This is a genomic window from Vibrio tarriae (genome assembly GCF_002216685.1).
Classification (GTDB): Bacteria; Pseudomonadota; Gammaproteobacteria; order Enterobacterales; family Vibrionaceae; genus Vibrio; species Vibrio tarriae.
Window position 1 is genome coordinate 1308725 of record NZ_CP022353.1, and the last position, 25741, is coordinate 1334465.

A 25741-nucleotide genomic window follows, 5' to 3' on the forward strand; every position below is an offset into this window, starting at 1 on the left:
AGTAATGACTACATTCTGGAGTCTTTGGATCATCGTGATTACTGTGGGTACTTTGCTCGGTTGCGCTATTCTGCTCGTTTGGTGTCTGAAAGACAAAATGGGTGTTGAAGAAGGCGTTGACATGGGCCATGAGTACGATGGCATTCGCGAGTTGAACAACCCGTTGCCAAAATGGTGGACCTATCTATTTATTGGTACTTTCATTTTTGCAGCCATTTATTTAACCCTTTACCCAGGTTTAGGCAGCTTTAAAGGCATTCTCGGCTGGCAAAGTTCAGACCAGACCATACGTTCTCTTGAAGAATCACGTGCTTCGATTGCTGCCGCACAGCAAAACAAGCAACTGATTCAGTATTCAAAAGAACTGGACGACGCTGAAGCCTACTATGGTGAAGCTTTTAAACGTTTGGCTTATCAAGACGGCACCACTAACTTACGCGAAATCCCCGATATCGCTGCCGATAGTGATGCTTTAAAAGTGGGTCAGCGCCTATTTTTACAAAACTGCTCTCAATGTCACGGCTCAGATGCTCGCGGCCAAAAAGGCTTTCCTAACTTGACTGATGATGCATGGCTGTACGGTGGCGAACCACAAGCGATTGTGACCACCATTCGCCATGGCCGTATTGGCCAAATGCCAGCATGGAAAGACATTTTAGGTGAACAAGGTGTGAAGGAAGTCGTTAGTTACACCTTAAGCCTGTCGGGTCGTTCTGTGAATGCTAAAGAAGCAGAAGCAGGTAAAGCTCGTTTTGCCGTTTGCTCTGCGTGTCATGGTACAGACGGTAAAGGTAACCCAGCCTTTGGGGCACCCAACCTAACGGATAATGACTGGTTATTTGGTGATTCACGTGCAGATGTAACAGAAACTGTGATGAATGGCCGTTCTGGCGTAATGCCTGCTTGGATCGATATCTTAGGTGAAGACAAAGTGCAATTAGTCTCTGCCTACGTATGGAGTTTAAGCAACTCAGAGAATAAGTAACATTCTAATAACAGCCCCTTTTCAAGGGGCTGTCTTTCTTATATTTTTTAGCCTCTTTTCGTTGTAGAGAACTTTCTTATGGTAAAGCCTTGGTATAAACAATTTTGGCCTTGGTTCCTGATCATACTACCTCTCACTGTAGTGATCTGGACGGTCGTCACCGTTATTGTTTTTGCAAATAACTCCGTTTCATTAGTCACTGAGGATTACTATAAAAAAGGTAAAGGCATTAATATTGATCTTACTAAAATCAATGTCGCCAAAGAGTTGGGATTGAACGCTACCGTTCACTCTGAAGGTAGTACGGTCATCATTGAATTCGACAAAGGTCAACTTGCTCACTTCCCTGCTATTCAAGCCATGTTTGCTCATCGCACACTACCTGATCGCGATTTTTCTCAGCTGATAACGGCAGATGCAAAAGGAATTTATCGCTTAAATCTGGAGAATGAACTGCAAGGCCCTTGGTTTATCGAACTGACTCCACATGATGGCCAATGGCTTGTCCAAGGTCGCGTCACCTTCCCCTCTTCTCCAACGGCATTAATGAATTAAGATCATGGACAAAACGTGTTATCACTGCGGTGAGGATGTACCTGCCGGCACAAATTTCCACGTTGATATTTTGGGTGAACAACGTGATATGTGCTGCCCCGGCTGCCAAACGGTTGCTCAAACCATTGTCGATAGTGGCCTCGTTTCTTACTACCAATTCCGCACCGCGCCAGCTGAAAAAGTGGAATTGGTTCCCGAGCAATTGAAAGCTTTGATTCACTACGACAATAGTGATGTCCAAGCCGAGTTTGTGCGTAACAAAGATGACCATTCTGAGGTGACATTGTCACTCGATGGTGTTTCATGTGCCGCCTGTGCGTGGTTAATTGAAAAACAGCTACACACCGAGCCGGGCGTCGTCTCTATTCGAGTCAATACTACAACTAATCGAGCACTCCTCAGCTGGGACCGAACCCAAACCCAGCTCAGCCATGTATTAGCTCAAATTCATAAACTGGGTTATAAAGCCGCGCCTTTTGAAGCTGACAAACATGAAGCGCAATACCACGATGCCATGAAAACATACTTGTATCGTCTTGGTATCGCGGGATTGGCGAGCATGCAGGTGATGATGCTGGCTGTCGCACTTTATCTCGAGGCGTTTGGCGATCTGGATGCTGAGTTTAAAAACTATTTCCGCTGGGTGAGCTTAATTTTTGCTACTCCTGTCTTACTCTACTCGGCACTGCCATTTTACCTAAATGCATGGCGCAGTATTCGTGGCCGCACTTTAGGCATGGATGTCCCCGTCTCTCTCGCACTCATCTTTGCTTATATAGCAAGCTTAGTCGCAACCATTACCGAACAAGGTGAAGTGTTCTTCGAATCGATCTCCATGTTTACCTTCTTCTTATTGGTAGGCCGTTTTTTAGAGATGAGAGCGAGACGTAAGGCGGCTGCCGCAAGTGGTAACCTATTGAAACTCATTCCCTCGATTGCAACAACGTTAGACGGTCAACAAGTACCGGTAAAAACGCTCAAGCCCGGCGACTGTGTACGAGTTTTGCCTGGTGAACACATTCCAGCAGATGGTGAAATCATTAATAACCGAGTTCATATTGATGAATCTATGTTAACGGGTGAGTCTTTACCCGTTGTAAAAGCGACAGGGGATCACGTCTTTGCTGGAACACTGAATGGTGATGAGTCGTTTGATCTGCGTGTCACCGCTTCAAAAGCCGATTCAGTCATTTCCAATATTGTGAGACTGCAAGATGACGCTCAATCCTCCAAGCCAAAAATTGCGGAAATTGCCGATATTGTGGCGCGTTACTTTGTTGCCATCATATTAGTTATTGCTGCAGGCACATGGTTTTTCTGGCATCAGGTACGACCTGAAGATGCGTTTTGGATTATGCTTTCGGTATTAGTCGCCACCTGCCCTTGCGCACTTTCTCTCGCAACACCGACCGCCTTGACCTGCGCGACCTCCAGTATGGGTAGCGTTGGGGTAATGTTACGCAAAAATCACGTGTTCGAAACGCTTTGTAAAGTGAATCATTTAGTTATCGACAAAACGGGTACCCTCACCCATGGCAATATTGAAATTAGCACTGTCGAAACACTGGACTCATTAACGAAAGAATCTTGTCTAGCGATAGCGGCTGAGCTTGAGAGCCATGCCAACCACCCAATAGCCAAAGCCTTTCGTCCTTATAAGGCAGAAAATGTCACGGTGAGCGAAGTAAGAAATATCATCGGAAGCGGGATTGAAGGTGTCTTTGCAGGACAAAAAGTCAAAATTGGCAGCGCAGAATTTGTGTTAGGCAATTCACTAGACTCCGCTCACAATTGTGTTTTCTTATCACTGGATGGACGACATATTGCCACCTTCCACTACCGAGATCCAATTCGTAAAGAAGCTAAAGCGTTTATAGAGAAATTCCATGCCGCAGGAATCAAAATCACTTTATTGACAGGAGACTCACAAACCAATGCACAAAGCGTTGCTAATGAGATGCAAATCGATAAGGTAGTCGCCCAAGCTAAACCCGAAGACAAGCTTACCTATCTACGAGAATTGAATAAAACCGACGTGACTATGATGGTTGGCGATGGTATTAACGATGCTCCAACACTAGCTGGTGCTCATATTTCTGTTGCGATGGGCGGAGGTACGGATGTCGCTAAAGCCTCAGCAGATATGGTACTCATTGGTGATCGCTTAGATAAATTACTTGAGGCAAGAGAGCTCGCGCTGAAAACGCGTAAAATCATTCGCGAAAACCTCGCTTGGTCGTTGGGTTACAATTTACTGATTTTACCTCTTGCCGTGGCAGGATTAGTCGCACCCTATATTGCAGTGGTAGGGATGTCGGGAAGTTCGATTATTGTCGTGACCAACTCACTTCGTCTGCTAAAAAAGCAAGGGAGATAACCGGTGGAAAGCTTATATTTGCTCATTCCAATTGCGATTGTGTTAGTTTGTGTCGCGGTCGGTATTTTTTTGTGGGCAGTCAAAAGTGAGCAATTCGAAGATCTTGAGCGCCAAGGCCACAACATCTTATTTGAAGATGAAGAGATCCAAGATAAGGATAAACGGTGAGTCCTGATTATTTGGGGGCTTGGGTGGTAGGCCTGCTGGGAGCAGGTCACTGTTTGGGCATGTGCGGCGGCATTAGCGCTTTGCTCACCCTTGATCCGTCTAAAAGCTCACCAGTACTGCTACTTTATTACAATCTAGGTCGCCTGCTGAGCTACGCCTTAATCGGCGGTATTGTCGGTGGCATCACCGCTTCACTGACAGAGCTCATTGATGTTCAATCCGCTTTAGTATGGCTTCGAATTTTCGCAGCTGTGTTGATGATTGTATTAGGCCTTTACATCGGACGCTGGTGGTTTGGACTACTGTGGCTTGAAAAAGTCGGCCAGAAAATCTGGCCATGGATTTCACCGCTAGGCAAAACTCTTTTACCGCTAAAAAAACAGTGGCATGCACTACCCTTCGGCCTTGTGTGGGGCTGGCTTCCTTGTGGTTTGGTCTACTCTATGTTGACTTGGTCTGCCGTGGCAGGCAGTTTCTCACAAGGGGCACTTATTATGTTGTCATTTGGGTTCGGCACCCTACCCGCCATGCTAGCCAGTGGCTGGGGAGCCAATAAATTAATGCATTGGCAAAATTCGCATTTATTTCGTCAATGTGCGGCAATACTGGTGATTGGGTATGGGCTCTTCACTGCCTACGACGCAGTAAAGCTGATGATTAATCTGGGTTAATTGTTTAGAGGTCGCTGATGTATTTTAACTACCCTTTAGGGTTAAGCGATGCTAAAATATTGACGTACATCAATTAGTGAAAGGTTGTTATGATTTCTGAAAAGCCTGCTGCGAAGCGCATTCAATCGGGTGGTTGTGCTATTCACTGTCAAGATTGCAGTATTAGCCAACTCTGTATCCCTTTTACCTTGAATGAGTCTGAGCTTGATCAGCTTGACCAGATCATTGAGCGTAAAAAACCGATCCAGAAAGGTCAGGAGCTGTTTAAAGCGGGTGACGAACTGAGATCTTTATACGCAATTCGTTCTGGTACGATTAAAAGCTACACCATCACTGAACAAGGTGATGAGCAGATCACAGCCTTTCATCTGGCTGGTGATTTAGTTGGTTTTGATGCAATTACTGGAGATCAGCACCCAAGCTTTGCTCAAGCGCTTGAGACCTCCATGGTTTGTGAAATCCCGTATGAAATCTTGGATGACCTGTCTGGCAAAATGCCGAAACTGCGTCAACAAATCATGCGTTTAATGAGTAACGAAATTAAAGGCGATCAGGAGATGATCCTGCTGCTTTCAAAGAAGAACGCTGAAGAACGTTTAGCGGCCTTCTTGTACAACCTTTCTACTCGTTTCTCTCAACGCGGTTTTAGCCCAAGAGAGTTTCGTCTCACCATGACACGTGGTGATATTGGTAACTACCTTGGTCTTACTGTTGAAACCATCAGCCGCTTGCTCGGTCGTTTCCAAAAATCAGAAATCCTAAGTGTTAAAGGCAAATACATCACTATTCTCAACCATGCAGAATTGATGGAATTGGCTGGCGTCTCTAAAGAATCTAAATAACTTCAATGATGTAGCTCTTAATGAGCTACATCATATTTCTTCCAAATACCTCTTCTTTTTACTAAAACTCTGCTCATAACTAAGCTAAAGTGAAGCTAACAAACCTCCTCACTGAACAAGGAGTTTCTCATGAGCATTTACAGTAAAATTCTTGTCGTGGCTGATATCAACCATGATGAACAACCTGCTTTGGCTCGGGCAATGCAACTGGCGCAAAAAAGCACCTCCGTCAGCCATATCACTTTCTTCCTATCGATTTACGATTTTTCTTATGACATGACCTCCATGCTTTCTCTCGAAGAGCGTGATGCCATGCGCAAGGGAGTGATCCATCAACGAGAACAGTGGATGCGCTCTATTGCAGAGCCTTATCTAGATAAATCCGTTCAGTTTGACATTAAAGTGGTGTGGCATAACCGCCCTTACGAAGCGATTATTGGTGAAATATTTGCGGGTGAACACGATATCCTGATCAAAGCGACCCGCAAACACGACATGCTAGAGTCCGTTATTTTCACTCCAACCGATTGGCACTTGATGCGTAAGTGTCCGACACCAGTCTTGTTAGTCAAAAATGCTGACTGGCCAGAAAATGCCAATATCATTGCTTCTGTGCATGTTGGCTCTGAGCTAGAAACCCATATTGATTTGAATGATCGTATGGTCGAACAGCTCCTTAATTTGAGCAAACGCTTAGGAGCGAGTCCTTATCTTGTCAACGCTTATCCAGTCACTCCAGCCAACATCACTATTGAGCTGCCGGAGTTTGATCCAACCACCTATACCGATGCGGTTCGAGGACATCACCTTACGGCGATGAAGGCTCTTCGCCAAAAACATGGCTTAAGTGAAGAGCAAACACTTGTTCAACAAGGATTGCCCGAAGATGTGATCCCAGAAGCGGCCAAACAGCTTAATGCAGCCATGGTGATTCTGGGCACGACAGGTAGAACGGGACTTTCAGCGGTATTTATCGGCAACACCGCAGAACATGTCATCGATAAAATTAACTGTGATGTCCTTGCCCTCAAACCCAATGGCTACGTAAGCCCCCTCGATCCACAAACAGCCATTTAATTCTCCTCAGTAATCCCTGCCGTATGGCAGGGATTTTTTATCTCTTCATGCTATAGATCTAGCATCTCTTCTATTTATCCGTATCATACGCACTTCATTTTGTTCTGAGATTTAAGATAGCAAGCAATGACAGCGCAAACTCAAGAGTTGACCAAAGCTCAACAATACAATTTCAATAAGTTGCAAAAACGTATTCGTCGTAATACTGGTCAAGCAATTGCAGACTTCAATATGATCGAAGATGGCGACCGGATTATGGTATGTCTATCTGGCGGTAAAGACAGCTTTACCATGCTGGATATTTTGATGAGCCTGCAGAAAAGTGCGCCTATTTCTTTTGAATTGGTTGCTGTCAATCTCGACCAAAAACAACCGGGATTTCCTGCGCATGTCTTGCCTGAATACTTAGAGAGTCTGGGGGTTCAGTACAAGATCGTAGAAGAAGACACCTACTCCATCGTGCAAGATAAAGTCCCTGAAGGCAAAACCACCTGTGCACTATGCTCTCGCCTGCGTCGCGGTATCTTATACCGTACCGCCAAAGAATTAGGAGCAACCAAGATTGCTTTAGGTCACCATCGTGATGACATCTTAGAAACTCTGTTCTTGAATATGTTCTACGGCGGCAAAATGAAAGGTATGCCACCTAAGCTAGTATCAGACAACGGCGAACATGTGGTTATTCGCCCGTTGGCCTACTGCCGTGAAAAAGACATCATCAAATATTCAGATATGCGCGGCTACCCGATCATTCCATGTAACTTGTGTGGCTCACAGCCTAACTTACAGCGCCAAGCGGTAAAACAGATGCTTAATGACTGGGATAAGCGCTTCCCTGGTCGTATTGAAACCATGTTTAGAGCCATGCAAAACGTGGTACCAAGCCACCTTGCGGACTTCTCTTTGTTCGATTTTAAATCGATTGATAAAAACTCTGGCGTCATTAATGGTGGTGATATTGGCTTTGATAAAGAAGAAATTGCACCGCAAGTCGTGGAAGATGAAGACTTAGTGATGGAGTTTGATCCATCACTCCAGTTAAATGTCACCAATATCTAGGTGGCTTCAAAAGCATAAAAATAAACAAAGGCTGTCTACTGACAGCCTTTGTTTTATGTCTTTCAATCGCTAAAGCTTACTTTTTTGCAGAAGGTAAGTAAGGTAAAACTCGCAAAGCTGGAGCCGGCAGTTGCATCCACCCTTCTTTACCAATTTGCGTTAGCGCTACTTGCGCCTTGTGATTCACAATAGCAATCGATTGGCCATTACTGAACGTAATCATGCCCTCTGTCTCTGGGGCGAATTCTAAGGTGACGCCTTCAACCGCGGGCGTAAACCAACTGGCGAACATACCGCCAAGCTGTTCAAGCATTACCTGCATCTGCGGCAACAAGACCTCAACTTCCTGATAAGTCACCTTACCCTCAAACGACTTTTTCGCCATCACCACCATAGAATAATCACAGCGTTTATCTTGCGGTGTATTCACAAAAACCAGTGGATTCGCCTGTCTCAGATTGTTATCGAGTGGGATCACCAGCTCATTACTAGGGCCAATGGGTAACTCTTCGTAGTGTTCTTCCTTTTCCATCCACGCTTTTTCTATCACGCAGTTTTGTTTACTCTGTGCATCAACAAAGAAAATCCCCATTTTTACATCAGGATGATCTTCTTTTGTGTTGCTTTTCATTTGAGAGAACAACTTGCTGTAGGTAAACATATATTGCTGCGCCAAAGCTGGAGCACTTAGGCTTAAAAACAAAGGGGCAAGTAGGAGGTAAGATTTTGACTTCATTCTAATTATCGTTCCAATATTCTTGATTCGCTAACATCATGGCTTGTAAATCACGCACATAGGCTTCACCACGCTCGGAATATTTTAAAAGGCCATTGCTCATCGCTTTAGCACTTTCATCGCTGTTGGGATTGATTTTCTGCTGGCGAAGCTGAAAGCGTATTTCACGTAATTCTCGATAAGCCGGATTACGATTGACATTCATAAAATAGCTTTGAATTGAGTCTTGAACGCTGTCAAATTTAGCCACTTCATGGAACGCTCCCTCCGCTCTCGCTAACGGTACTAAGCCACATCCCACGCTATAACACCATTGACCAAAATAGTTGTTGGCTTCTTTGGCAAATCTTGAGGTTCCCCATGCCGACTCATTCGCAGCTTGAGTTAAGACTAAGGCTTCAGGTATCACATCGACGCGATGAAACATTTCCTGTAACCAAGCGTTATCAACGTTGTTTTCTATCAGTGCCACAGAATACGCAGTGGCTAAATGTTGTGCTTGTGCCAGATTGTGAGATGAGAGCTGACCGTCAGCAAAATCCTTTTTTATTCGCTTCAACAGTGTTCGCTCTTGAAGAATCCGCGAATTTTCATACCTCACACCGGGTTTTAAGTAATTAAAAAAAGCCTCTTTCCGCTCAGCAATGTCGTGGATTGCAGAGAAATCAGGGGCTGCACCGACCACTTCTCCTCTGAGCAAAGGTAACTTGAACTTCTTCGGTTTCTCAAATCGATACACGCCAAACATGGCGATAACGACAATGATTAGCCAAACCAGGGTAATGGTTATTCGCTTATGCATCAAAAATTCCAGAAGAGTTGTTGCTATCAGGTTGGTCAGGCTGAGCTTGATCCGTTGCGATGATTTTCAAGCGAATGCCAAACATGTTGCGATAAATGATGCCTTTTACATGAAAGAAGAAAGGCAAGAACAACACTAAACCAATACCGTACAGAAGTACGGCCATCATGAACAGCACCATCAAGATCGAATAGATAGCGATTAACGGGAAAATCTTTTTATTCACTGCTCGCAATGACAATAACAAAGATTGCATAGGTGGGACTTTCTTTTCACAAATCAGTAGTAATGAGTTACTGAAAGCCACTGAGAGATACATAGAAAGGAATGGCAAAATCATCCCTGCCACACCTTGTAACAATAAACTGAACAGAGTGGCGAGGATAACAGGGATCGTAAACTGTAATCCTTTCGTGATATGCCGAGTTTGGGTTTTTAGCCCTGCCGCGTGACTCATCGCCATTAAACTGATGCCTGCATAAATCGGCGCGCTGATCACTTCATAGCTAAAGTTAGCAATAAACATGGCTTGGACTAGGCCTTCGGGCAGCGCACCGCCCTCCTGAAACACAGACAGAATCACGGAGAGATCGCCGATCTGCAATTTGAACGCAAAATAAAAAATCGCCAACTGCACCAAAATCAGCGCAAAAATGGCAGGCGTGAAATTAATAAAGTGCTTGACTGTAATACCCCAAGCTTCCTTGAGTACATCACCCACTTTTAATTCATAACTTCCCGATAGCGCTTTCTCTACCGAGCCGCCAAGATTGAACTCTCTTTCGATATCGTTATTCATAAAATGCCCTAGTTCGGTCGAATGCGCGGATAACGTCACGCTTCAACGTGAAAATTGTGTTCATTATACTGAAATGCTGCTCAGGCTAAAATCTGATTACCAATATCATCTTGCTTTATTGTCGATATGATTGATAATTAACCGCTTGATAGCATTAAGAGTTAAGCAAAATCAGTATGCTAGACAAACTCTATTCAAACTGGCAAAAATTTTTCTGTTTCAAGGTGAGAAAAAGACTTTGAAATCGTGCTCTTGGTGTTTATGATGCGCCCCTTATTTTTGTTTAACTACAGGTCCAACAAGTAGGATTTTCTACAGGCCGAGGTGGGAGAAATACAGACGTTGAACGAACAACATTCAGTAGGAAAGCCAGTCATTCGTTTATCTGGCATTAGCAAAAGTTTCGATGGTAAGGAAATCATTGGTAACCTAAATCTTGATGTGAATCATGGCGAGTTCTTAACCATCCTAGGTCCATCGGGCTGTGGTAAAACGACGGTGTTAAGAATGATTGCTGGTTTTGAAACTGCAGATCAAGGTGAGATTCTGCTAGATGGTCAAGACGTTACTCAAGTTCCTGCTGAACAACGACACGTCAATACGGTCTTCCAAAGCTATGCTCTATTCCCCCACATGACAGTGTTCGAAAACGTCGCTTTTGGTTTGCGCATGCAAAAAGTCCCTCAAAGCGAAATCGAACCTCGTGTGATGGAAGCACTACGCATGGTGCGCCTTGCCGAAATGGCACAGCGTAAACCGCATCAACTTTCTGGTGGCCAGCAGCAGCGTATTGCTATTGCGCGCGCAGTGGTTAACAAACCTAAAGTACTGCTACTTGACGAATCGCTCTCCGCTTTGGATTACAAATTGCGTAAACAAATGCAGAGCGAGCTCAAACAACTACAACGTCAATTAGGCATTACCTTTATCTTCGTTACTCACGATCAAGAAGAAGCGCTGTCTATGTCAGATCGCATCATCGTTATGCGTTCAGGCAAAATTGAACAAGACGGCTCTCCTCGTGAAATCTACGAAGATCCAAAAAATCTCTTTGTTGCTCGTTTTATCGGCGAAATCAACGTATTCCAAGCAACGACCATAGATCGTATCGATGAAAAACGCATCCGTGTTGACATCGAGGGTATCGAGTCGATTGTTTACTATGACGATGAAGTGAAGGCTGGTGACAAGCTGCAAGTGCTCCTCCGTCCTGAAGACTTACGTATCGAAGAAATTAAAGAGTCAGAAGAAAAAGGCATTGTAGGTCACGTGACTGACCGGACTTACAAAGGCATGACTCTGGAATCAGTGGTAGAACTGGAATCCGGTATGTGTGTGATGGTTAGCGAATTCTTTAACGAAGATGATCCAGATGTTGATCACTCTATCGGACAGAAAGTTGCCGTCACTTGGGTTGAAAGCTGGGAGGTAGTCCTCAATGATGAGCAAAAAGCTTAATCTACAAAATGCGATTGTTACCTTAATCGTAGGTTGGTTAGTGCTGTTTGTACTCTTCCCCAACCTGATGATTATTGGTACCAGTTTTCTGACTCGTGATGAAGCGAACTTGATTAAGTTCGTGCTCACCTTTGAAAACTACACGCGTCTGCTTGATCCTCTGTACGGAAAAGTCATGCTGCACTCGTTCTACATGGCGATTGTTGCAACGTTAATCTGTCTAGTGATTGGCTATCCTTTTGCGTACATAGTGGCGAAAATGCCTGAAAAATGGCGTCCATTTATGCTGTTTTTGATCATTGTTCCTTTCTGGACCAACTCACTAATCCGCACCTATGGTTTAAAAATCGTACTCGGCACGCAAGGCATTCTTAATCAAGCACTGATGTCGCTGGGCCTGATTGATGCCCCCCTGCGCATTATGTTTACCGAAACAGCCGTCATGATCGGTCTGGTATACATTTTGTTGCCGTTTATGATCCTTCCGCTCTATTCGGCTATCGAAAAGTTGGATGGCACTTATATTGAAGCGGCGCGCGATCTCGGTGCCAACAAGTTTCAAACCTTGGTTCGCGTGATTTTACCTCTGACTATGCCTGGCATTATTGGTGGTTGTCTGTTGGTTCTACTCCCAGCCCTCGGTATGTTCTACATCGCAGACCTACTTGGCGGTGCGAAAAACCTACTGATCGGTAACGTGATTAAGAGCCAAGTGCTCAACGCCCGTGACTGGCCATTTGGTGCCGCAACCAGTATTGCCCTGACTCTGGCCATGGCGATCATGCTGTACGCCTACTATCGTGCAGGTAAACTTTTGAATAAGAAGGTGGAGCTAGACTAATGGGACGTTCAATTAGATTTAGCTTTATGAGTTTGGTGTACTTATTTTTGTACCTACCAATCATTGTTCTGATTGCAAACTCATTTAACGAAAACAAGTTTGGTATCAAATGGGGGGGGGTTACCACCAAGTGGTACCACGCACTGATGAATAACGACAGCTTAGTGCAAGCCGCTTGGCACTCCATCAACGTAGCCGTATTTTCTGCTACTGCAGCAACCTTGATCGGTAGTTTGACAGCGGTCGCCCTGTTCCGCTACCAGTTTAAAGGTAAGAAAGTGGTGAGTGGCATGCTGTTTGTCGTGATGATGTCACCCGATATCGTGATGGCTATTGCACTGCTTGCCCTATTCTTAGTGCTGGGTGCACAACTGGGCTTCTTTACCTTGTTGATTGCGCACATCACTTTCTGTCTGCCTTTCGTTGTGGTGACGGTTTACACACGACTCAACGGCTTTGACGTTAAGATGCTTGAAGCAGCAAAGGACCTTGGAGCTGGTGAATGGGTCATTTTAAAGAAAATTATCCTGCCACTGGCGAAACCTGCCGTAGCCGCAGGTTGGTTACTGAGCTTCACCCTATCTCTGGATGATGTGATCATCAGTTCATTTGTGACTGGGCCAACCTACGAAATTCTGCCATTGAAGATATACTCAATGGTGAAAGTGGGTATTTCACCTGAAGTAAACGCACTGGCAACCGTCATGCTTGTGGTTTCTTTAGTGCTTGTTATCGCTTCACAGTTGTTAGCAAGAGAAAAAGTGAAGTAGAATCCACGTCCGTTTGGAAACACGCGAAACAGAATGACGGAAGTCATTCTGTTTTTCTTTGCAACGCCCAAAAGGGCAACGTTTAGTTTGGAGCTAACGTCGATGAAAAAACTGGCTACTCTTTTAGCAGGTAGCGCATGTGCGCTTTCTCTGTTGTCTGGCACAGCGGCAGCGGAAGATAAGGAACTGGTGTTTATGAACTGGGGGCCGTATATCAATAGCAGCATCCTAGAACAGTTCACCAAGGAAACGGGAATCAAAGTGATTTACTCAACTTATGAGTCAAATGAAACTTTGTATGCAAAACTCAAAACGCACAATCAAGGTTATGATCTGGTAGTTCCTTCTACCTACTTCGTGGCAAAAATGCGTGATGAAGGGATGCTGCAAAAGATTGACAAATCTAAGCTGAGCAACTTCAAAAACCTAGATTCCAACTACCTAGACAAACCTTACGACCCAAACAACGACTACTCAATTCCACACGTTGTAGCGATTACCGGTCTCGCGGTTAACACCGACATGTATGATCCTAATGACTTCCAAAGCTGGGGCGACCTATGGAAGCCTGAGCTAAAAGGTCAACTGATGTTGATGGATGATACGCGTGAAGTCTTCCATATCGCTCTGCGCAAACTGGGTTACTCAGGTAACTCAACGGACGACAAGCAGATCGATGAAGCGTATGCCGAGCTACAAAAGCTGATGCCAAACGTACTGGTTTTCAACTCTGATAACCCTGCAGCTCCTTACCTTTCAGGTGAAGTAGGTCTTGGTATGCTGTGGAACGGCTCAGCAGCGGCGGCACAGAAAGAAGGTTTACCAATCAAGTTAGTCTTCCCGAAAGAAGGCGGTATTGGTTGGGTTGATAACTTCGCCATCTCTTCTGGTGCCAAAAACGTCGATGCAGCACACAAGATGATCGATTTCTTGTTACGCCCTGAAATTGCAGAGCAAATTTCACGCGACACAGGTTATCTGACTGGCGTTAAAGCCTCAAACGACAAATTCCAAGATGTCGCACCACTGTTCCCGTCTCAAGAAGATCTGGACCGTGTTGAGTGGCAATCTGCCGTTGGCGATAAGACAGTGAAGTACGAAGAGTACTTCATGAAGTTGAAAGCTGGCCAATAAGGTCTAAGAAAAGCATCAAATAGGCAGCCATTGCTGCCTATTTTTTTTTATCTTGTTATACTCTCCTCTCCAACGCCTAGTTAGGTTCTTTCTATACACTATGGGAACGTAATGAAAAATAAACTGTTTGCGAGTGCTCTGTGCGCAGCAGCATTGTTCACCACCAATGCAATGGCTAAAGACCAAGAACTTTATTTCTACAACTGGTCTGAATATATCCCGAGCGAAGTCCTAGAAGACTTTACCAAAGAAACCGGAATCAAGGTTATCTACTCTACCTACGAATCCAATGAAAGCATGTATGCCAAGCTCAAAACGCAAGGCGCTGGTTATGATCTTGTGGTTCCTTCCACTTATTTTGTCTCTAAGATGCGCAAAGAAGGCATGCTGCAAGAGATTGACCATTCAAAACTTTCACATTTCAAAGACTTGGATCCAAACTATCTCAATAAGCCTTTTGATCCAGGCAATAAATTCTCTATCCCTTATATCTGGGGAGCGACGGGTATCGGCATTAACACCGATATGCTGGATAAAAAATCACTCAAAAACTGGGGCGATCTGTGGGATGCCAAATGGGCAGGGCAATTAATGCTGATGGATGACGCTCGTGAAGTCTTCCATATCGCTCTGAGTAAGCTGGGATACTCGCCTAACACGACCAATCCCAAAGAGATTAAAGCCGCTTACCGTGAGCTGAAAAAGCTGATGCCAAATGTCTTAGTGTTTAACTCTGACTTCCCAGCCAACCCTTACCTCGCTGGTGAAGTGTCACTAGGTATGTTATGGAATGGCTCAGCGTATATGGCCCGCCAAGAAGGCGCACCAATCCAGATTATCTGGCCTGAAAAAGGCACCATTTTTTGGATGGACAGCATCTCGATTCCTACCGGAGCCAAAAATATCGAGGCCGCCCACAAGATGATTGATTTCTTACTGCGTCCAGAAAATGCTGCAAAAATCGCCTTAGAAATCGGATATCCAACACCAGTCAAAACCGCGCATGACCTACTGCCCAAAGAGTTTGCTAATGACCCAAGCATCTACCCACCACAATCGGTGATAGACAATGGCGAGTGGCAAAATGAAGTTGGAGAGGCTAGCGTGCTTTACGATGAATATTTCCAAAAGCTAAAAGTGAACGATTAAGCCTTTTCTATCACCCATTAAAAAGCCACCGACGACGGTGGCTTTTTTGTATCTTCAGAATGCGATTCACTCTAGAGAGTGAAAAAGCGAACGCTCAAGTCATGTGACGAAAATAATCGATTTAATTCAGCCTGATAGATTAAATCACTTATAAACCTATCTCTTCTGAGAGCGCCTTAATCTCTTCCAGATCCATTTGATGCACACGGATCATCTGATCAATTTGGCTTACTCGTGAATTCGCTTCATCTTGTTTATCACAGGCATCCGACTTCGCATCCCAAGATTTCCCTTCAAGATAAATATCACACTCTTTTTTCAGTACTTTGAGCTTTGGAACCAGAGAATCGCGTTCTTTTTGTAATCCCTCGAGTTCTTGTTTGATTTTTAGTTCACGTTGGAACAACTCTCGAGAACGCTCAAGCATGGTCACTTGCATATCGGCTTGACGATTAAGCTGATTATTTTGTGTATTGGCCAGTTCCAATGCCATTTTCTGCTCGTTCAGTTGCTGTTCTAAATTAAGATTTTGCTTTTCGAGTTCAGCGACGTATTTATCACGCTGTACAGCCTCTGCCTGCCACTCTTCTCTTTGCTTCTCTAAAGCCTGATCCATTTTATGTTGCCACACATCCTCTTGATTTTTCTCAGAAAGCTCAGCCGCTTTAGAAACTTCTGCTTTCGCATTATTGAGTTGTTCAAGCTGGTTTTGCAGTGCTTGGTAAGACGTCTCCCAACGACTGGTGGTGACAGAGGAACCAATCAGACCACCCAAGGCAATACCTAATACTGCAGCAATCGCGATATAGAGATAGCTCTGTTTATCTCTTCGTTCGATAACAACAACTTCTTCGTTGTCGTCAAACTCATTATGTTTATTCACGCTCGCTCCTCTTGCGTCAGCGAATCAGTTCAGAAATCATCAAGAAGGCCGTATAGGTGACAAAGGTCGCCAAAATAACGATAACGACCCCCTTCTGCAATTTTTCATTGGTATGGTAGCGAATCAACACAAACGCTAATGCTATCAATAAGGCTATTGCAATTAATCTCACCATCTCCCGCCTCCAAGCGCGATTATCTTATAACACTTATACGTAGTTTAACGTCAGAGAAAAGTGGATTAGCAAAAGACTTGCGCAACATTTCATCAGTTGATTTCTTTTGTAGGTGACATCACATTTTCTTTCCGCTAGTATCCGCCTTGCAAATCGTTTTATTCAAGACGATTGTTCCGTTGAAGACTGCAGGAGAGTGGTTGTTAACCAGATTTTAACATCTGAGCCAAATAACCCGCCGAAGAAGTAAATCTTTCAGGTGCATTATTCTTAGCCATTTATTGGCAACGAATAAGCGAGGACTGTAGTTGGAGGAACCTCTGGAGAGAACCGTTTAATCGGTCGCCGAAGGAGCAAGCTCTGCGCATATGTAGAGTGAAACTCTCAGGCAAAAGGACAGAGGAGTGAAAGGCCAATCTTTTAGTGAGCTCGCTAGAGCTCTGCTGTGCATTTTTCGCACCCTTTCTCTCTTCTCCTTATGTTTATTTTTTAAGGGGAAATCATGAATAACCTGCAATCTTTTCTGCAAACTGTTGATAGTTTAGTGTGGGGTCCACCACTGTTAATTCTTCTGGTCGGCACCGGTGTCTATTTCACCTTCCGCTTGGGCTTACTGCAATTTCGACGCCTGCCGACGGCTTTAGCTATGGTATTTGGCCGCGAAAAATCTTCAGACAAACAAGGTGATGTATCAAGCTTCGCCGCATTGTGTACTGCTCTTTCTGCCACCATTGGTACAGGAAACATCGTGGGTGTTGCGACCGCAATCAAGCTCGGCGGCCCAGGTGCCCTGTTCTGGATGTGGCTCGCCGCCCTGTTTGGCATGGCAACCAAATACGCAGAATGCTTACTCGCGGTGAAATATCGCCAAATCGATGACAAAGGGCAAATGGTCGGCGGGCCAATGTACTACCTGCGTGATGGTGTGGGTTCAAAAACACTGGCAGTATTATTTGCTGTGTTTGCCGTAGGGGTTGCCTGCTTCGGTATTGGTACTTTCCCACAAGTGAACGCGATCTTAGATGCCACTCAAATCTCTTTTGGCGTCCCTCGTGAAGCCTCTGCGGTGGTACTGACCGTACTGGTTGCCATTGTCACTATCGGTGGTATTCAATCCATCGCTAAAGTGGCAGGAAAAATGGTTCCTGCGATGGCGCTGTTTTACATCGTCGCCTGCTTAAGTGTGATTGTTACCAATGCGGACAAACTCGCAGAGGCAGTGGAATTGGTGCTGGTATCCGCGTTCACCTCGACTGCTGCGACAGGTGGATTCTTAGGTGCGAGCATTATGCTCGCGATTCAATCGGGTATTGCTCGCGGCGTGTTCTCCAATGAATCTGGCTTAGGCAGTGCGCCTATGGCGGCGGCGGCGGCGAAAACTGACTCCTGCGTTGAACAAGGTCTTATCTCTATGACGGGGACCTTCTTCGATACCATCATCATCTGTACGATGACTGGCTTGGCTCTCATTCTAACGGGCGCTTGGCAAAACGATCTTTCCGGTGCAGCGATGACCACCTACGCCTTTGCCACAGGCTTAAATGCACAAACTATCGGTCCGATGCTGGTTTCCATTGGTTTGATGTTCTTTGCCTTTACGACCATTCTGGGTTGGAACTACTACGGCGAACGCTGCATGGTGTTCTTATTCGGAACCAAAGCGGTACTGCCTTATAAAATCGTCTTTATTGGCTTGATTGCCTCAGGCGCATTCCTGCACCTCGATTTGATTTGGATTATCGCCGACATTGTAAATGGTTTAATGGCCATTCCGAACCTTATTGGCCTTGTTGCCTTACGCCATGTGGTCGTGGAAGAAACGAAGCAATATTTTGCCGCGCGTTATCAATACACCGAAGCCGAAGCCCAAGTTCAATAATACCTAGTCGGTCTAAGCACAAAGAAAAAGCGCCCAACGGCGCTTTTCTACTTTTAAACCTTTATTACAAGCTAGGCTTGAGGTTTCTCTAAGAGCAGTTTGATACCTAATGCGACCAAAACAACTCCCGTTGTACCTTCCATCCAACGCATAAAAGAAGCGTTTTTCAGAAGGTTTTTAGCGCTACTCAAAGCACCGGCTAAACCACATTGCCATACCATCGCAATCGCAAAATGAATCAACGCCATCAACAAAGATTGCGCTAACGGTGAATAGTCAGGATTAATGAATTGAGGCAAAAAAGCTAAGTAAAAGACGGCAGTTTTCGGGTTCAGCACATTCGAGAGGAAACCTTCACGCAGCGATCGGGTTAAACGAAATTGTGCATGAGCTAGGCTCGCAACCTCAATGCCCTGCCCTGTTTTCATTAATGATCGCAAGCTCGAAATGCCCAACCAAATCAGATAAGCCGCTCCCACCATTTTAACGATTTGAAATAGCTCAGCTGATTGAGCAAGAATCGCAGAGATACCAATAGCAGAAAAAGTGGCGTGAACGAATAAGCCAAAACAGATACCCAAGCTGGTCGTGCATCCATCGGCAAACCCAGCCCGCGAAGTGTTACGGATCACCAAAGCAGTATCTAGCCCCGGTGTTAAAGTCAAAATAGTAATAGCGATAAGAAAAGCTTCGAAATTCTGGATAACCATATCAATCCTTGACGGAAAATCAGCAAGCCTTTCTTATACCGCAAAGCCTCTCATGTGTCTTATGAAGATTTTTCAACTCACGCTAAGTTACTCGCCAAGCGTTTTAATCTCATTGATGGAATAGACTTTATTCACTTTATCCCAAGGGATCGGCTCTAGCTCAACACCTGCATCCTTAGCGCGTTGTTGGATATTTCTAAGATAAGAAGATTCTTTATATGTATCGGCTTTAAACCCATTGCTATCACGATCAGGAGTTTGGTCAGGAGCTAACTCCGTAAGATAAATAGTCTCTCCGCAATCACTCAACCATACCTTCGCTCGCCCATTGGGCAATAAACCAAAAACAAATTGAGTACGATAACAAGATTCAAAGACAGCTCCATCGCTTCGAGTGTAACTGACCTCTGTAGCACTCAACTGTTTTACATTTTCAGGAATATCATACTTAGTGACGTAAAACTTAGTATCAAATAAAGAAACCCAATGTACGTAGAGCGTATCAGGAAGATGATTAGTACCAATACCAATTTGGTTTCTGCTTGTAATACCTAATGCATGTGGAAGCCCAAATCCGTCATACTCTGGAAATCTATTACGTATATACTCAATATCGCTATCACTCATACGGGGGATAATATTATGAATTAATACAGTCCAGTTTTCTTTTTCATTAACACCATATATTTGGGTAATTTTTACTGGATAAAACGAAGGCATTGTTACACCTACATACCAAGCTTTACCGGGAACAGAAGCCGCATTAGACGAGCAAGCACTCAATAAGACAATGGATAGTATTAGAAACGACCTTTTCATTTTCCTTCCTCACATAAATAGCTAGCTCTTTTATAACAATGTTCTTTTTTGTCCCACAACGGAGACATTCCAATATCATCACCCGATGAATGGTGAAAAAGATTTAACGCCATGAAACTTCTCTTTAGCTCTGGGGTTGAGAGTTTCTGCTTCAACTCTGAATATTGCCCATTTTTAGCTAGTTCTAGTACGCTTTGATTGATCTTGGCAAAGCCGCTACCATAATCTTCGATGTTGTAGTGACGCATATCTTTATTATCCCAGACTTCGGAATTTTCGTCGGACATGGGAACTCCATGAAACTCTGCCAAACCGTACATTAAACGTAAGTATAAACGTGAGAGGTCACCTTCTACTTGACGTTGAATATAAAGTTTGCCTGTCACTCGCCCACCATCGTTCTTACCTTCTTGGCGAACGTCCAACGGCTCAATCACGTAATCCTCTTCTTGCCACCCCGTAAGCCTATCTCGTACTTTATATTTTTCTAGCTCATTTAACACATACTGCTTAGTTTTCTCTTCGTCCCAGCGATCGGAAAACGTACGACTCACACGCTTAACAAGCTTCTTCTCTAAAACAGGTAACAAATAGTCTGGATTGTCAAAACTGAGCCTAGAGTGATAGCCGCCCCCAATATCTGAGTGAGCGCCTGGCAAAACAAATTCATGAAAATGTTCTTCATCCGTAGAATTGAGATGGTTCAAACTAAAATTATCTCGGCATTCAATGGTCGGATCCGCAGTTAAATGTACGGCACGCCTCACCCGCCTAGGATCAATCCATAGTCTTACATCACCATTGTCCGTATGCGTATTGAGATCTAGGCCAAAAGAGGAGTTTTTAGAGAAAATATTGACTACTGAAGCCACTGTATCAAACAAACCAGCAAAGGTAATTTCACAATTGGCTTTTAATTCATTCGATTCATTCCAATCGAAACCATACACTAGCGGAAATTTAGCTTCCTGACATGCTTTTGAAAACGTAGTCGAAAATTCACCCTTTTCACCATCCAGCACCACATTAACAAAATGCCTTGCTGCGGCAGCTCCTCGACTAAAACCAAACACATCGAGTTGAAGCTTTTCGATTCCATCTGCTTTTATTCCGAGCCCATCTTTGACTATAGTCGCTACTTTATCCATATTCTTAGAAAGAGCTTCAATTCCCGTTGTAACTTTAGCCGTTACTCCATACTTACCAATTCCTAAGCCTTGCCCGACAACGTTCGACTCATCTGCAGGAGCAATCGCGGTACTATTTCCCGTACCAATCCCAGTGATATACTCAGCATGGCTAAACATATTTTTTTCTTTAAAAAATTTGTCTTGAGAGTATAAATCGAACAGTTTTTGAACATTGGTTAATTCATTACTTGCACTACCCGCAACCGTTTCCATTTCTCCCTCATCATTTTTAAATAAGAAGAGAATAAAATTGTCTTTTTTCGGATAGGTAAAACAATCATTAGAAAGTGTCGTAATTGGAACTTCTTTTTTTGTTCCATTACCGTTTTTGGAATTAACCTCGCATTCAGCATCGTACTTTGCTTTCCATTTACGATAATAATTTTCTAATTGTTGTTTTCCCCATTGGGCGCTGTAGGTATTGTTAGCGGTACCATCAAAGAACATTCCGACTCGAAGAGTAATAAACTTGTATGCTCTGACTTGAAGAATATAGGTTTTATCTGTAAAGAGTTTTAACGTTCCGGCTTTGCCTTTTTGATGGTTAGTTGGCAATACGATCTCTTTCGGTAATTTGGTCAAATCACCCGTCGTAATTTCTTGATAAACCACCGGGCCACTCTTGTGGGCACTGTAACTGCTAGAAAACTCTTCAACCGGTTTAGCTTTCTCTTCATTTCTTGGGTGACTTTTATCTTGCGCAGCTTTTAACCACTGATCGTAATCCAACTCAATTTCAACAGGACCGGGCGCAAGATTTTCAATCAGGATAGGTGAAGCATTAAGTTCAATTGGATGCTTATTTTTCATTGCGTCAATCAAAACACCACTCACACCTTCAAAGGGCTGGTTATGTTCATCCCGCACAATAATTTCAATCCAATGTTTGAGATTCTCACAAGGTTGACAATGTGGATGGGCACCTGTGCTACTCATGCTAATTTCTCCCGAATTTGCATTATTTCCTGAAGTTCTTGTTGATTAAGCTGAAGTGCATCACTCAACTGCTCTAGAGTGGTAAATGAGGCTTTCCACAAGTGATTTAAAACTAAGTACTCTGCATTATCGTGCCCCAAATTAGCCTGCTTAGCTTCATCTAAAATGGTTTTAATCCATTGATGTGGGTCGTCAAGCTGTTCCATTACGTAAGGAAGCTTTTCCCAAAAACGTCGTTCTAAAACTTGGGCATGCACTTCGGTTCGATACAGAGGCATCAAATGATAAGGCTGTATTTTCCACCAAGGTGCAGGCTGATAGATAAACTCGGAACTACGCGTATTTACCCATTCTTGAAATATTCCTTGTTTAACGATGGCTAATTTCTCTACCGGCCCTAAAAAATCGTTGCGTTCCAGATCTCGCATCGCATCCAACATAAGCAAAATGACCTGCCTATCATAAAAACGAAACAGTACTTCTTCGCCTTCTAGTGCGGCTATTAAAAGGCTTTGGAGATGGCTTAATAATTCACTTGTAGAACTATGACTGGTTAAGAAAATGCCTTGCTGTAACAGCTCATCGGGCAATTCCAGCACCTTGTCGGAGACAGGAATTAACCAGGGAGACAAACTCATCACAGGAGCAAATGTTTCGCCGTGAAATAGAATCTGAGTGCCGTCAAACCCTATTCCGTTATTCGCTGCGATGACGCATTTAAAAGCTTGTTGATCTAATAACCAGAAGATGGGTACTTGTTGTTCCATTAACCACTGCTTAATCATGAGTTTTCTCTCGGTAACGGACACACCTTCACCGCAGGCACATTCGCTTGCTCGGCCTGTAGCAACGCTTGATAAGAGATGGTTTGCGGTGGAGCCAGTGTCACGGCGGGCTCTAAGCCGCCCGGTAAGGTGGGCATTGCACCGCCAAAGCCGCTACCACTTCCGGCACTGCCGCCAGAGTTGAGATTGACCAAAGCACCGGACAGATGCACACCCGCAGGATCGACTTTAACAAAGCTGCCGCCCGCTTTAACGGTAATCTCGGAGCCCGCTTCAATCACGACTTTCTGTCCCGCTTTCACATGGATCTCTGTACCCGCTTCATTGACCCAAACTTTGCCTGTTTTCACATGCAGCGAGCCTTCAATACTCAGCACTTGCTCGCCAGTTACTGCCTCTCGACTCTCCCCTTCCACCGTCAGGTGTTGGTTGTGCTTAATCTGGGTGAACTGGTCGTTTTCAACGGTCAGGTGTTGGTCATGGCGAATGACCGTGGTGTGGTCGTTTTCAATCAAACCATCGAAGTCTTTCTGCGCATGCAGGTAGATTTGCTCTTTGCCCGCTTGGTCTTCAAAACTGAGCTCGTTAAACCCTTGCCCTTGGTGCGTCTCGGTGCGCAGCACGGTTTTGGTTTTGTGCTCTGGCAAGCTGTATGGTGGCGTGTTGGTCGCATGATAAGTACGTCCGGTGATAATCGGTTGGTCAGGGTCACCGTTTAAAAACTCTACAATCACTTCATGACCGATGCGCGGAATAGCGATAAAACCATATTGGCTGCCCGCCCAACCTTGCGACACCCGTACCCAACAGGAGCTTTGCTCGTTACCGTTCGAGTAGCGGTCCCACGGGAAATGGATTTTCACGCGCCCGTGTTCATCACAGAAGATTTCTTCCCCTTCAGGACCGACGACCGTCGCTATCATTGGGCCATCGACTTGCGGTTTAGGTTGTGGCTCGGCGCGCCAGTGAAGATGCCCCGGAATTAAACTAAATTGGTTACTGTAAGTAGTGGCGCCGCTGCCACCGTCTTCTTGTAGCGCCTGCGGCTGCTCACCTTGATGGTTAATCGACACCACCACCCAATCGCGGTTCATCGCGGGGTCAAGGTGCTCTTGCAGGTCGAACTTATAGCCGGCACGCAAGAGCGGCTCGTTGCTCTGCCCTGTCGCGGTGTGAGCATGGCGGCGCAGGTAATCTAAACGGATTTGGCTAAAGGCGGCGCCGTTCACATCATCTTTATAGCGCCCCGGTGCATCAAAATGTTGGTAGCGGGTTTGCTGATAATCCAGCTCAGTACCCTGCACGGTTTGTAAAAAGGAGTAGGCTGGCTTTTTGAAGCTGTAGTCTTTGAGCTGAACTTCGCTCACTTCTGCTTGGGTGCGATAGGTTAAGCCATGGATGTACGGCGTATCCATCGTACCGCCCGCTAAGGCGTTGTACGGGATGGGCTCCGGCAGTTTGCTTAAGCTGTCACTGGCATCACTGAAATAGAGGGTATGTTTGCCCGCTTCATGGACAAAGCTGTACACCAAGCCTTCTTCAGCAGCGAGGCGGTGCAGAAAGTCGATATCACTTTCACGATACTGCATACAAAACTCACGCTGCACGCAATCACGTTTGAGCGCAAAAGCGTAATCGTTGATGCCCATCTCTTGCAGCAAGATAGAGAGAATCTCAGGGACAGTCTGCTTTTGGAAAATGCGGCTATTGTGGCGCAGGGATAAGCGCTCTAAGGCAGGCACTAAGGTGAGTTCGTAGAAGGTGTGGTGATGGCCGATATCGCCTTGGCTGAAAGCACGTACAATGCCGTGCACGCGCTGCACCAATTCTGAATTGCGGTAAAGCTTGAGCTCAGCACGCTTATCGACCATCTGCTCGGCAGTCAGATTGGATAACCGACTCGCCAGTTGCACTTCGTAGCGAAACCCGTAACAGGCTTGCCCTAAAAAAACACTATTAGAGAGTGACTCCTGCCCGTGGAAGCCTCTGACCACCAGAGTCTCATCTTCCAGCCCTTCCACCTCAATGCTGTACGCTAATGTCGCCATCCTGCCTTTCCTTCCCCTACATTAAAAATGGCAAAACCTTAAACCCACAATACCGCGCCAAACGATACTCTGGGTTTAAGGTTCACAGCCGCCCACCCGAAGGTGAGCGACATTCTCGCAGCGTAAATTACGCTTCGATTGGCTTACGCCAGTCATCAGAGCCTGAGGTGCCCGCGTTAACGTGGTCCCAAGTGATTTTGCGGTAAGACAGAGACACAGTCACATTCTGAGTAAAATCAGATTTTGCTGGGTCTTGGCAGTGTGGCATTTCACAGTGGATATCAACGATAGACGCGTTTTCCAGCTTAGTGGTGAAGAAGTTTTCTTGTTTACCTTCGATAGAGGTACGGTACCATTTCAGCTCAACGGTTTTCAGCTTCTCACCTGAAGAGAGCGCGTTGTACAGCAGAGGAACCGCTTTGTTCAGCGCAACCGTGAATTTGAATGGCTTGTGCACACGTTGGCCTGAAGGCTGACCAGATTGTGGGTCAGTCGGTACGGTTACGACGTGGTCAAACTGCTGAACCAGCATCTCATCTTCGTGGCCTTCAACGAATGAATCGCCGATAGAGTCAGCAGTACATGCACCTGCAGTGATAAGACCCTGAGTTTGGCCTTCGATAGAGATATAACATGGAGTTGGCATGGCTATTTCCTTTCAATAAATCATTTTTAAGTCAATGAATGAGTTAACGCGCTCTGCGCACCGTCGCGATACAAAGAGCAAGTGGGATGCCAACTTTCACACCATTCAAAATCAATAAGTTATAGAAACAATCCCGTCAACAAAGCAAAAAACTGCCCAACGCTGAGCAAGATCTTGCTTGGCGGGCAAAAATCCTCTTGATGAAAAAACGCGCTTCTCATCACTTGGTTATCTGCACCTTGATTGA

25 protein-coding genes and 1 riboswitch are annotated in these 25741 nt (G+C 44.9%); of the genes, 14 read left to right on the forward strand and 11 right to left on the reverse strand.

The window, feature by feature from the left end:
* Positions 1-4: 4 nt before the first annotated feature.
* The 8 genes from ccoP (at position 5) to ttcA (ending at position 7734) form a co-directional block, all read left to right on the forward strand.
* Complete coding sequence (gene ccoP, locus CEQ48_RS11660; RefSeq protein ID WP_069731313.1) at positions 5-985, forward strand: cytochrome-c oxidase, cbb3-type subunit III; 981 nt, start codon at positions 5-7, stop codon at positions 983-985.
* Positions 986-1063: 78 nt separating this feature from the next.
* On the forward strand, positions 1064-1540 hold the full coding sequence (locus CEQ48_RS11665) for a FixH family protein (protein WP_000240593.1): 477 nt from the start codon (positions 1064-1066) through the stop codon (positions 1538-1540).
* Positions 1541-1544: 4 nt separating this feature from the next.
* Positions 1545-3917 (forward strand): heavy metal translocating P-type ATPase, encoded by a 2373-nt coding sequence (locus CEQ48_RS11670; protein ID WP_089071355.1) that lies wholly within the window; start codon positions 1545-1547, stop codon positions 3915-3917.
* A gap of 3 nt (positions 3918-3920) precedes the next feature.
* A complete protein-coding gene (gene ccoS / locus CEQ48_RS11675; RefSeq protein ID WP_089071356.1) occupies positions 3921-4085 on the forward strand; it encodes a cbb3-type cytochrome oxidase assembly protein CcoS in 165 nt (54 codons plus the stop codon).
* On the forward strand, positions 4082-4756 hold the full coding sequence (locus tag CEQ48_RS11680) for a sulfite exporter TauE/SafE family protein (protein WP_089071357.1): 675 nt from the start codon (positions 4082-4084) through the stop codon (positions 4754-4756). Before ccoS ends, CEQ48_RS11680 begins: the two co-directional genes overlap by 4 nt.
* Before the next feature lie 89 nt (positions 4757-4845).
* Positions 4846-5598, forward strand: coding sequence for a fumarate/nitrate reduction transcriptional regulator Fnr (fnr, locus tag CEQ48_RS11685; protein ID WP_000622582.1), 753 nt, complete (start codon positions 4846-4848; stop codon positions 5596-5598).
* A 129-nt stretch (positions 5599-5727) separates the two neighbouring features.
* Positions 5728-6675: a universal stress protein UspE gene (uspE, locus tag CEQ48_RS11690; RefSeq protein ID WP_089071358.1), complete on the forward strand. Its 948-nt coding sequence runs from the start codon at positions 5728-5730 to the stop codon at positions 6673-6675.
* A 126-nt stretch (positions 6676-6801) separates the two neighbouring features.
* Positions 6802-7734, forward strand: coding sequence for a tRNA 2-thiocytidine(32) synthetase TtcA (ttcA, locus tag CEQ48_RS11695; protein WP_089071359.1), 933 nt, complete (start codon positions 6802-6804; stop codon positions 7732-7734).
* Positions 7735-7810: 76 nt separating this feature from the next.
* Here ttcA and CEQ48_RS11700 read toward each other — a convergent pair whose 3' ends face one another.
* Genes CEQ48_RS11700 through CEQ48_RS11710 form a run of 3 tightly spaced genes read right to left on the reverse strand, consistent with a single transcriptional unit; the run spans position 7811 to position 10071 of the window.
* On the reverse strand, positions 7811-8470 hold the full coding sequence (locus CEQ48_RS11700; protein ID WP_089071360.1) for a DUF2987 domain-containing protein: 660 nt from the start codon (positions 8468-8470) through the stop codon (positions 7811-7813).
* A 1-nt stretch (position 8471) separates the two neighbouring features.
* Positions 8472-9272 (reverse strand): glucosaminidase domain-containing protein, encoded by an 801-nt coding sequence (locus CEQ48_RS11705; RefSeq protein ID WP_198301272.1) that lies wholly within the window; start codon positions 9270-9272, stop codon positions 8472-8474.
* Positions 9265-10071, reverse strand: coding sequence for a DUF2189 domain-containing protein (locus CEQ48_RS11710; RefSeq protein WP_001058050.1), 807 nt, complete (start codon positions 10069-10071; stop codon positions 9265-9267). The genes CEQ48_RS11705 and CEQ48_RS11710 overlap by 8 nt, the downstream gene beginning before the upstream one ends.
* A 324-nt stretch (positions 10072-10395) precedes the next feature.
* On the opposite strand from CEQ48_RS11710, the gene potA reads away from it, so the two are divergent.
* The 5 genes from potA to CEQ48_RS11735 all read left to right on the forward strand — a co-directional run bounded on the left by potA (position 10396) and on the right by CEQ48_RS11735 (position 15423).
* Positions 10396-11529 carry a spermidine/putrescine ABC transporter ATP-binding protein PotA gene (gene potA / locus CEQ48_RS11715; protein ID WP_089071362.1) on the forward strand — a complete coding sequence of 378 codons (1134 nt, stop codon included), beginning with the start codon at positions 10396-10398 and terminating at the stop codon, positions 11527-11529.
* Positions 11513-12370, forward strand: coding sequence for a spermidine/putrescine ABC transporter permease PotB (gene potB / locus CEQ48_RS11720; protein ID WP_198301296.1), 858 nt, complete (start codon positions 11513-11515; stop codon positions 12368-12370). Before potA ends, potB begins: the two co-directional genes overlap by 17 nt.
* A complete protein-coding gene (gene potC, locus CEQ48_RS11725) occupies positions 12370-13140 on the forward strand; it encodes a spermidine/putrescine ABC transporter permease PotC (protein ID WP_089071364.1) in 771 nt (256 codons plus the stop codon). The genes potB and potC overlap by 1 nt, the downstream gene beginning before the upstream one ends.
* Before the next feature lie 102 nt (positions 13141-13242).
* Positions 13243-14274 (forward strand): extracellular solute-binding protein, encoded by a 1032-nt coding sequence (locus CEQ48_RS11730; RefSeq protein ID WP_089071365.1) that lies wholly within the window; start codon positions 13243-13245, stop codon positions 14272-14274.
* Between the two features lie 111 nt (positions 14275-14385).
* Complete coding sequence (locus tag CEQ48_RS11735) at positions 14386-15423, forward strand: extracellular solute-binding protein (RefSeq protein ID WP_089071366.1); 1038 nt, start codon at positions 14386-14388, stop codon at positions 15421-15423.
* Between the two features lie 148 nt (positions 15424-15571).
* Here the strand turns inward: CEQ48_RS11735 and CEQ48_RS11740 are convergent, their stop codons facing one another.
* Both CEQ48_RS11740 and CEQ48_RS11745 read right to left on the reverse strand, forming a co-directional pair.
* On the reverse strand, positions 15572-16306 hold the full coding sequence (locus CEQ48_RS11740; RefSeq protein WP_071186828.1) for a chromosome partitioning protein ParA: 735 nt from the start codon (positions 16304-16306) through the stop codon (positions 15572-15574).
* A 16-nt stretch (positions 16307-16322) separates the two neighbouring features.
* Positions 16323-16481 carry a hypothetical protein gene (locus CEQ48_RS11745; protein WP_089071367.1) on the reverse strand — a complete coding sequence of 53 codons (159 nt, stop codon included), beginning with the start codon at positions 16479-16481 and terminating at the stop codon, positions 16323-16325.
* A gap of 310 nt (positions 16482-16791) precedes the next feature.
* Positions 16792-16891: riboswitch (glycine riboswitch) on the forward strand.
* Between the two features lie 92 nt (positions 16892-16983).
* Here CEQ48_RS11745 and CEQ48_RS11750 point away from each other — a divergent pair.
* Positions 16984-18360 (forward strand): alanine/glycine:cation symporter family protein, encoded by a 1377-nt coding sequence (locus tag CEQ48_RS11750; RefSeq protein WP_089071368.1) that lies wholly within the window; start codon positions 16984-16986, stop codon positions 18358-18360.
* A gap of 71 nt (positions 18361-18431) precedes the next feature.
* Here CEQ48_RS11750 and CEQ48_RS11755 read toward each other — a convergent pair whose 3' ends face one another.
* The 6 genes from CEQ48_RS11755 to hcp-2 form a co-directional block, all read right to left on the reverse strand.
* The gene (locus CEQ48_RS11755; RefSeq protein ID WP_000236673.1) at positions 18432-19070 is read right to left on the reverse strand and encodes a LysE family translocator; all 639 of its coding nucleotides are present in this window, start codon (positions 19068-19070) and stop codon (positions 18432-18434) included.
* Between the two features lie 87 nt (positions 19071-19157).
* A complete protein-coding gene (locus CEQ48_RS11760) occupies positions 19158-19889 on the reverse strand; it encodes a DUF2931 family protein (RefSeq protein WP_089071369.1) in 732 nt (243 codons plus the stop codon).
* Positions 19886-22015: a phospholipase effector Tle1 domain-containing protein gene (locus CEQ48_RS11765; protein WP_089071370.1), complete on the reverse strand. Its 2130-nt coding sequence runs from the start codon at positions 22013-22015 to the stop codon at positions 19886-19888. The genes CEQ48_RS11760 and CEQ48_RS11765 overlap by 4 nt, the downstream gene beginning before the upstream one ends.
* Complete coding sequence (locus CEQ48_RS11770) at positions 22012-22800, reverse strand: DUF4123 domain-containing protein (RefSeq protein ID WP_089071371.1); 789 nt, start codon at positions 22798-22800, stop codon at positions 22012-22014. The genes CEQ48_RS11765 and CEQ48_RS11770 overlap by 4 nt, the downstream gene beginning before the upstream one ends.
* Positions 22797-24848 carry a type VI secretion system Vgr family protein gene (locus CEQ48_RS11775; RefSeq protein WP_089071372.1) on the reverse strand — a complete coding sequence of 684 codons (2052 nt, stop codon included), beginning with the start codon at positions 24846-24848 and terminating at the stop codon, positions 22797-22799. Before CEQ48_RS11775 ends, CEQ48_RS11770 begins: the two co-directional genes overlap by 4 nt.
* A 127-nt stretch (positions 24849-24975) precedes the next feature.
* Entirely contained in the window at positions 24976-25494 is a 519-nt protein-coding gene (gene hcp-2 / locus CEQ48_RS11780) for a type VI secretion system effector Hcp-2 (protein ID WP_001142947.1), read from the reverse strand.
* Positions 25495-25741: the final 247 nt, after the last annotated feature.

Excerpts from the sequence above, each read along its gene's own strand:
- CEQ48_RS11705 (WP_198301272.1), bottom strand. The coding sequence starts at position 9,272 with ATGCATAAGCGAATAACCATTACCCTGGTTTGGCTAATCATTGTCGTT.
- CEQ48_RS11730 (WP_089071365.1), top strand. The coding sequence starts at position 13,243 with ATGAAAAAACTGGCTACTCTTTTAGCAGGTAGCGCATGTGCGCTTTCT.
- potC (WP_089071364.1), top strand. The coding sequence starts at position 12,370 with ATGGGACGTTCAATTAGATTTAGCTTTATGAGTTTGGTGTACTTATTT.
- CEQ48_RS11700 (WP_089071360.1), bottom strand. The coding sequence starts at position 8,470 with ATGAAGTCAAAATCTTACCTCCTACTTGCCCCTTTGTTTTTAAGCCTA.
- fnr (WP_000622582.1), top strand. The coding sequence starts at position 4,846 with ATGATTTCTGAAAAGCCTGCTGCGAAGCGCATTCAATCGGGTGGTTGT.
- CEQ48_RS11750 (WP_089071368.1), top strand. The coding sequence starts at position 16,984 with ATGAATAACCTGCAATCTTTTCTGCAAACTGTTGATAGTTTAGTGTGG.
- ccoP (WP_069731313.1), top strand. The coding sequence starts at position 5 with ATGACTACATTCTGGAGTCTTTGGATCATCGTGATTACTGTGGGTACT.
- uspE (WP_089071358.1), top strand. The coding sequence starts at position 5,728 with ATGAGCATTTACAGTAAAATTCTTGTCGTGGCTGATATCAACCATGAT.
- CEQ48_RS11755 (WP_000236673.1), bottom strand. The coding sequence starts at position 19,070 with ATGGTTATCCAGAATTTCGAAGCTTTTCTTATCGCTATTACTATTTTG.
- CEQ48_RS11665 (WP_000240593.1), top strand. The coding sequence starts at position 1,064 with ATGGTAAAGCCTTGGTATAAACAATTTTGGCCTTGGTTCCTGATCATA.
- CEQ48_RS11710 (WP_001058050.1), bottom strand. The coding sequence starts at position 10,071 with ATGAATAACGATATCGAAAGAGAGTTCAATCTTGGCGGCTCGGTAGAG.
- ttcA (WP_089071359.1), top strand. The coding sequence starts at position 6,802 with ATGACAGCGCAAACTCAAGAGTTGACCAAAGCTCAACAATACAATTTC.
- potB (WP_198301296.1), top strand. The coding sequence starts at position 11,513 with ATGAGCAAAAAGCTTAATCTACAAAATGCGATTGTTACCTTAATCGTA.
- hcp-2 (WP_001142947.1), bottom strand. The coding sequence starts at position 25,494 with ATGCCAACTCCATGTTATATCTCTATCGAAGGCCAAACTCAGGGTCTT.
- CEQ48_RS11775 (WP_089071372.1), bottom strand. The coding sequence starts at position 24,848 with ATGGCGACATTAGCGTACAGCATTGAGGTGGAAGGGCTGGAAGATGAG.
- CEQ48_RS11670 (WP_089071355.1), top strand. The coding sequence starts at position 1,545 with ATGGACAAAACGTGTTATCACTGCGGTGAGGATGTACCTGCCGGCACA.
- CEQ48_RS11735 (WP_089071366.1), top strand. The coding sequence starts at position 14,386 with ATGAAAAATAAACTGTTTGCGAGTGCTCTGTGCGCAGCAGCATTGTTC.
- CEQ48_RS11760 (WP_089071369.1), bottom strand. The coding sequence starts at position 19,889 with ATGAAAAGGTCGTTTCTAATACTATCCATTGTCTTATTGAGTGCTTGC.
- CEQ48_RS11745 (WP_089071367.1), bottom strand. The coding sequence starts at position 16,481 with ATGGTGAGATTAATTGCAATAGCCTTATTGATAGCATTAGCGTTTGTG.
- CEQ48_RS11770 (WP_089071371.1), bottom strand. The coding sequence starts at position 22,800 with ATGATTAAGCAGTGGTTAATGGAACAACAAGTACCCATCTTCTGGTTA.
- CEQ48_RS11765 (WP_089071370.1), bottom strand. The coding sequence starts at position 22,015 with ATGAGTAGCACAGGTGCCCATCCACATTGTCAACCTTGTGAGAATCTC.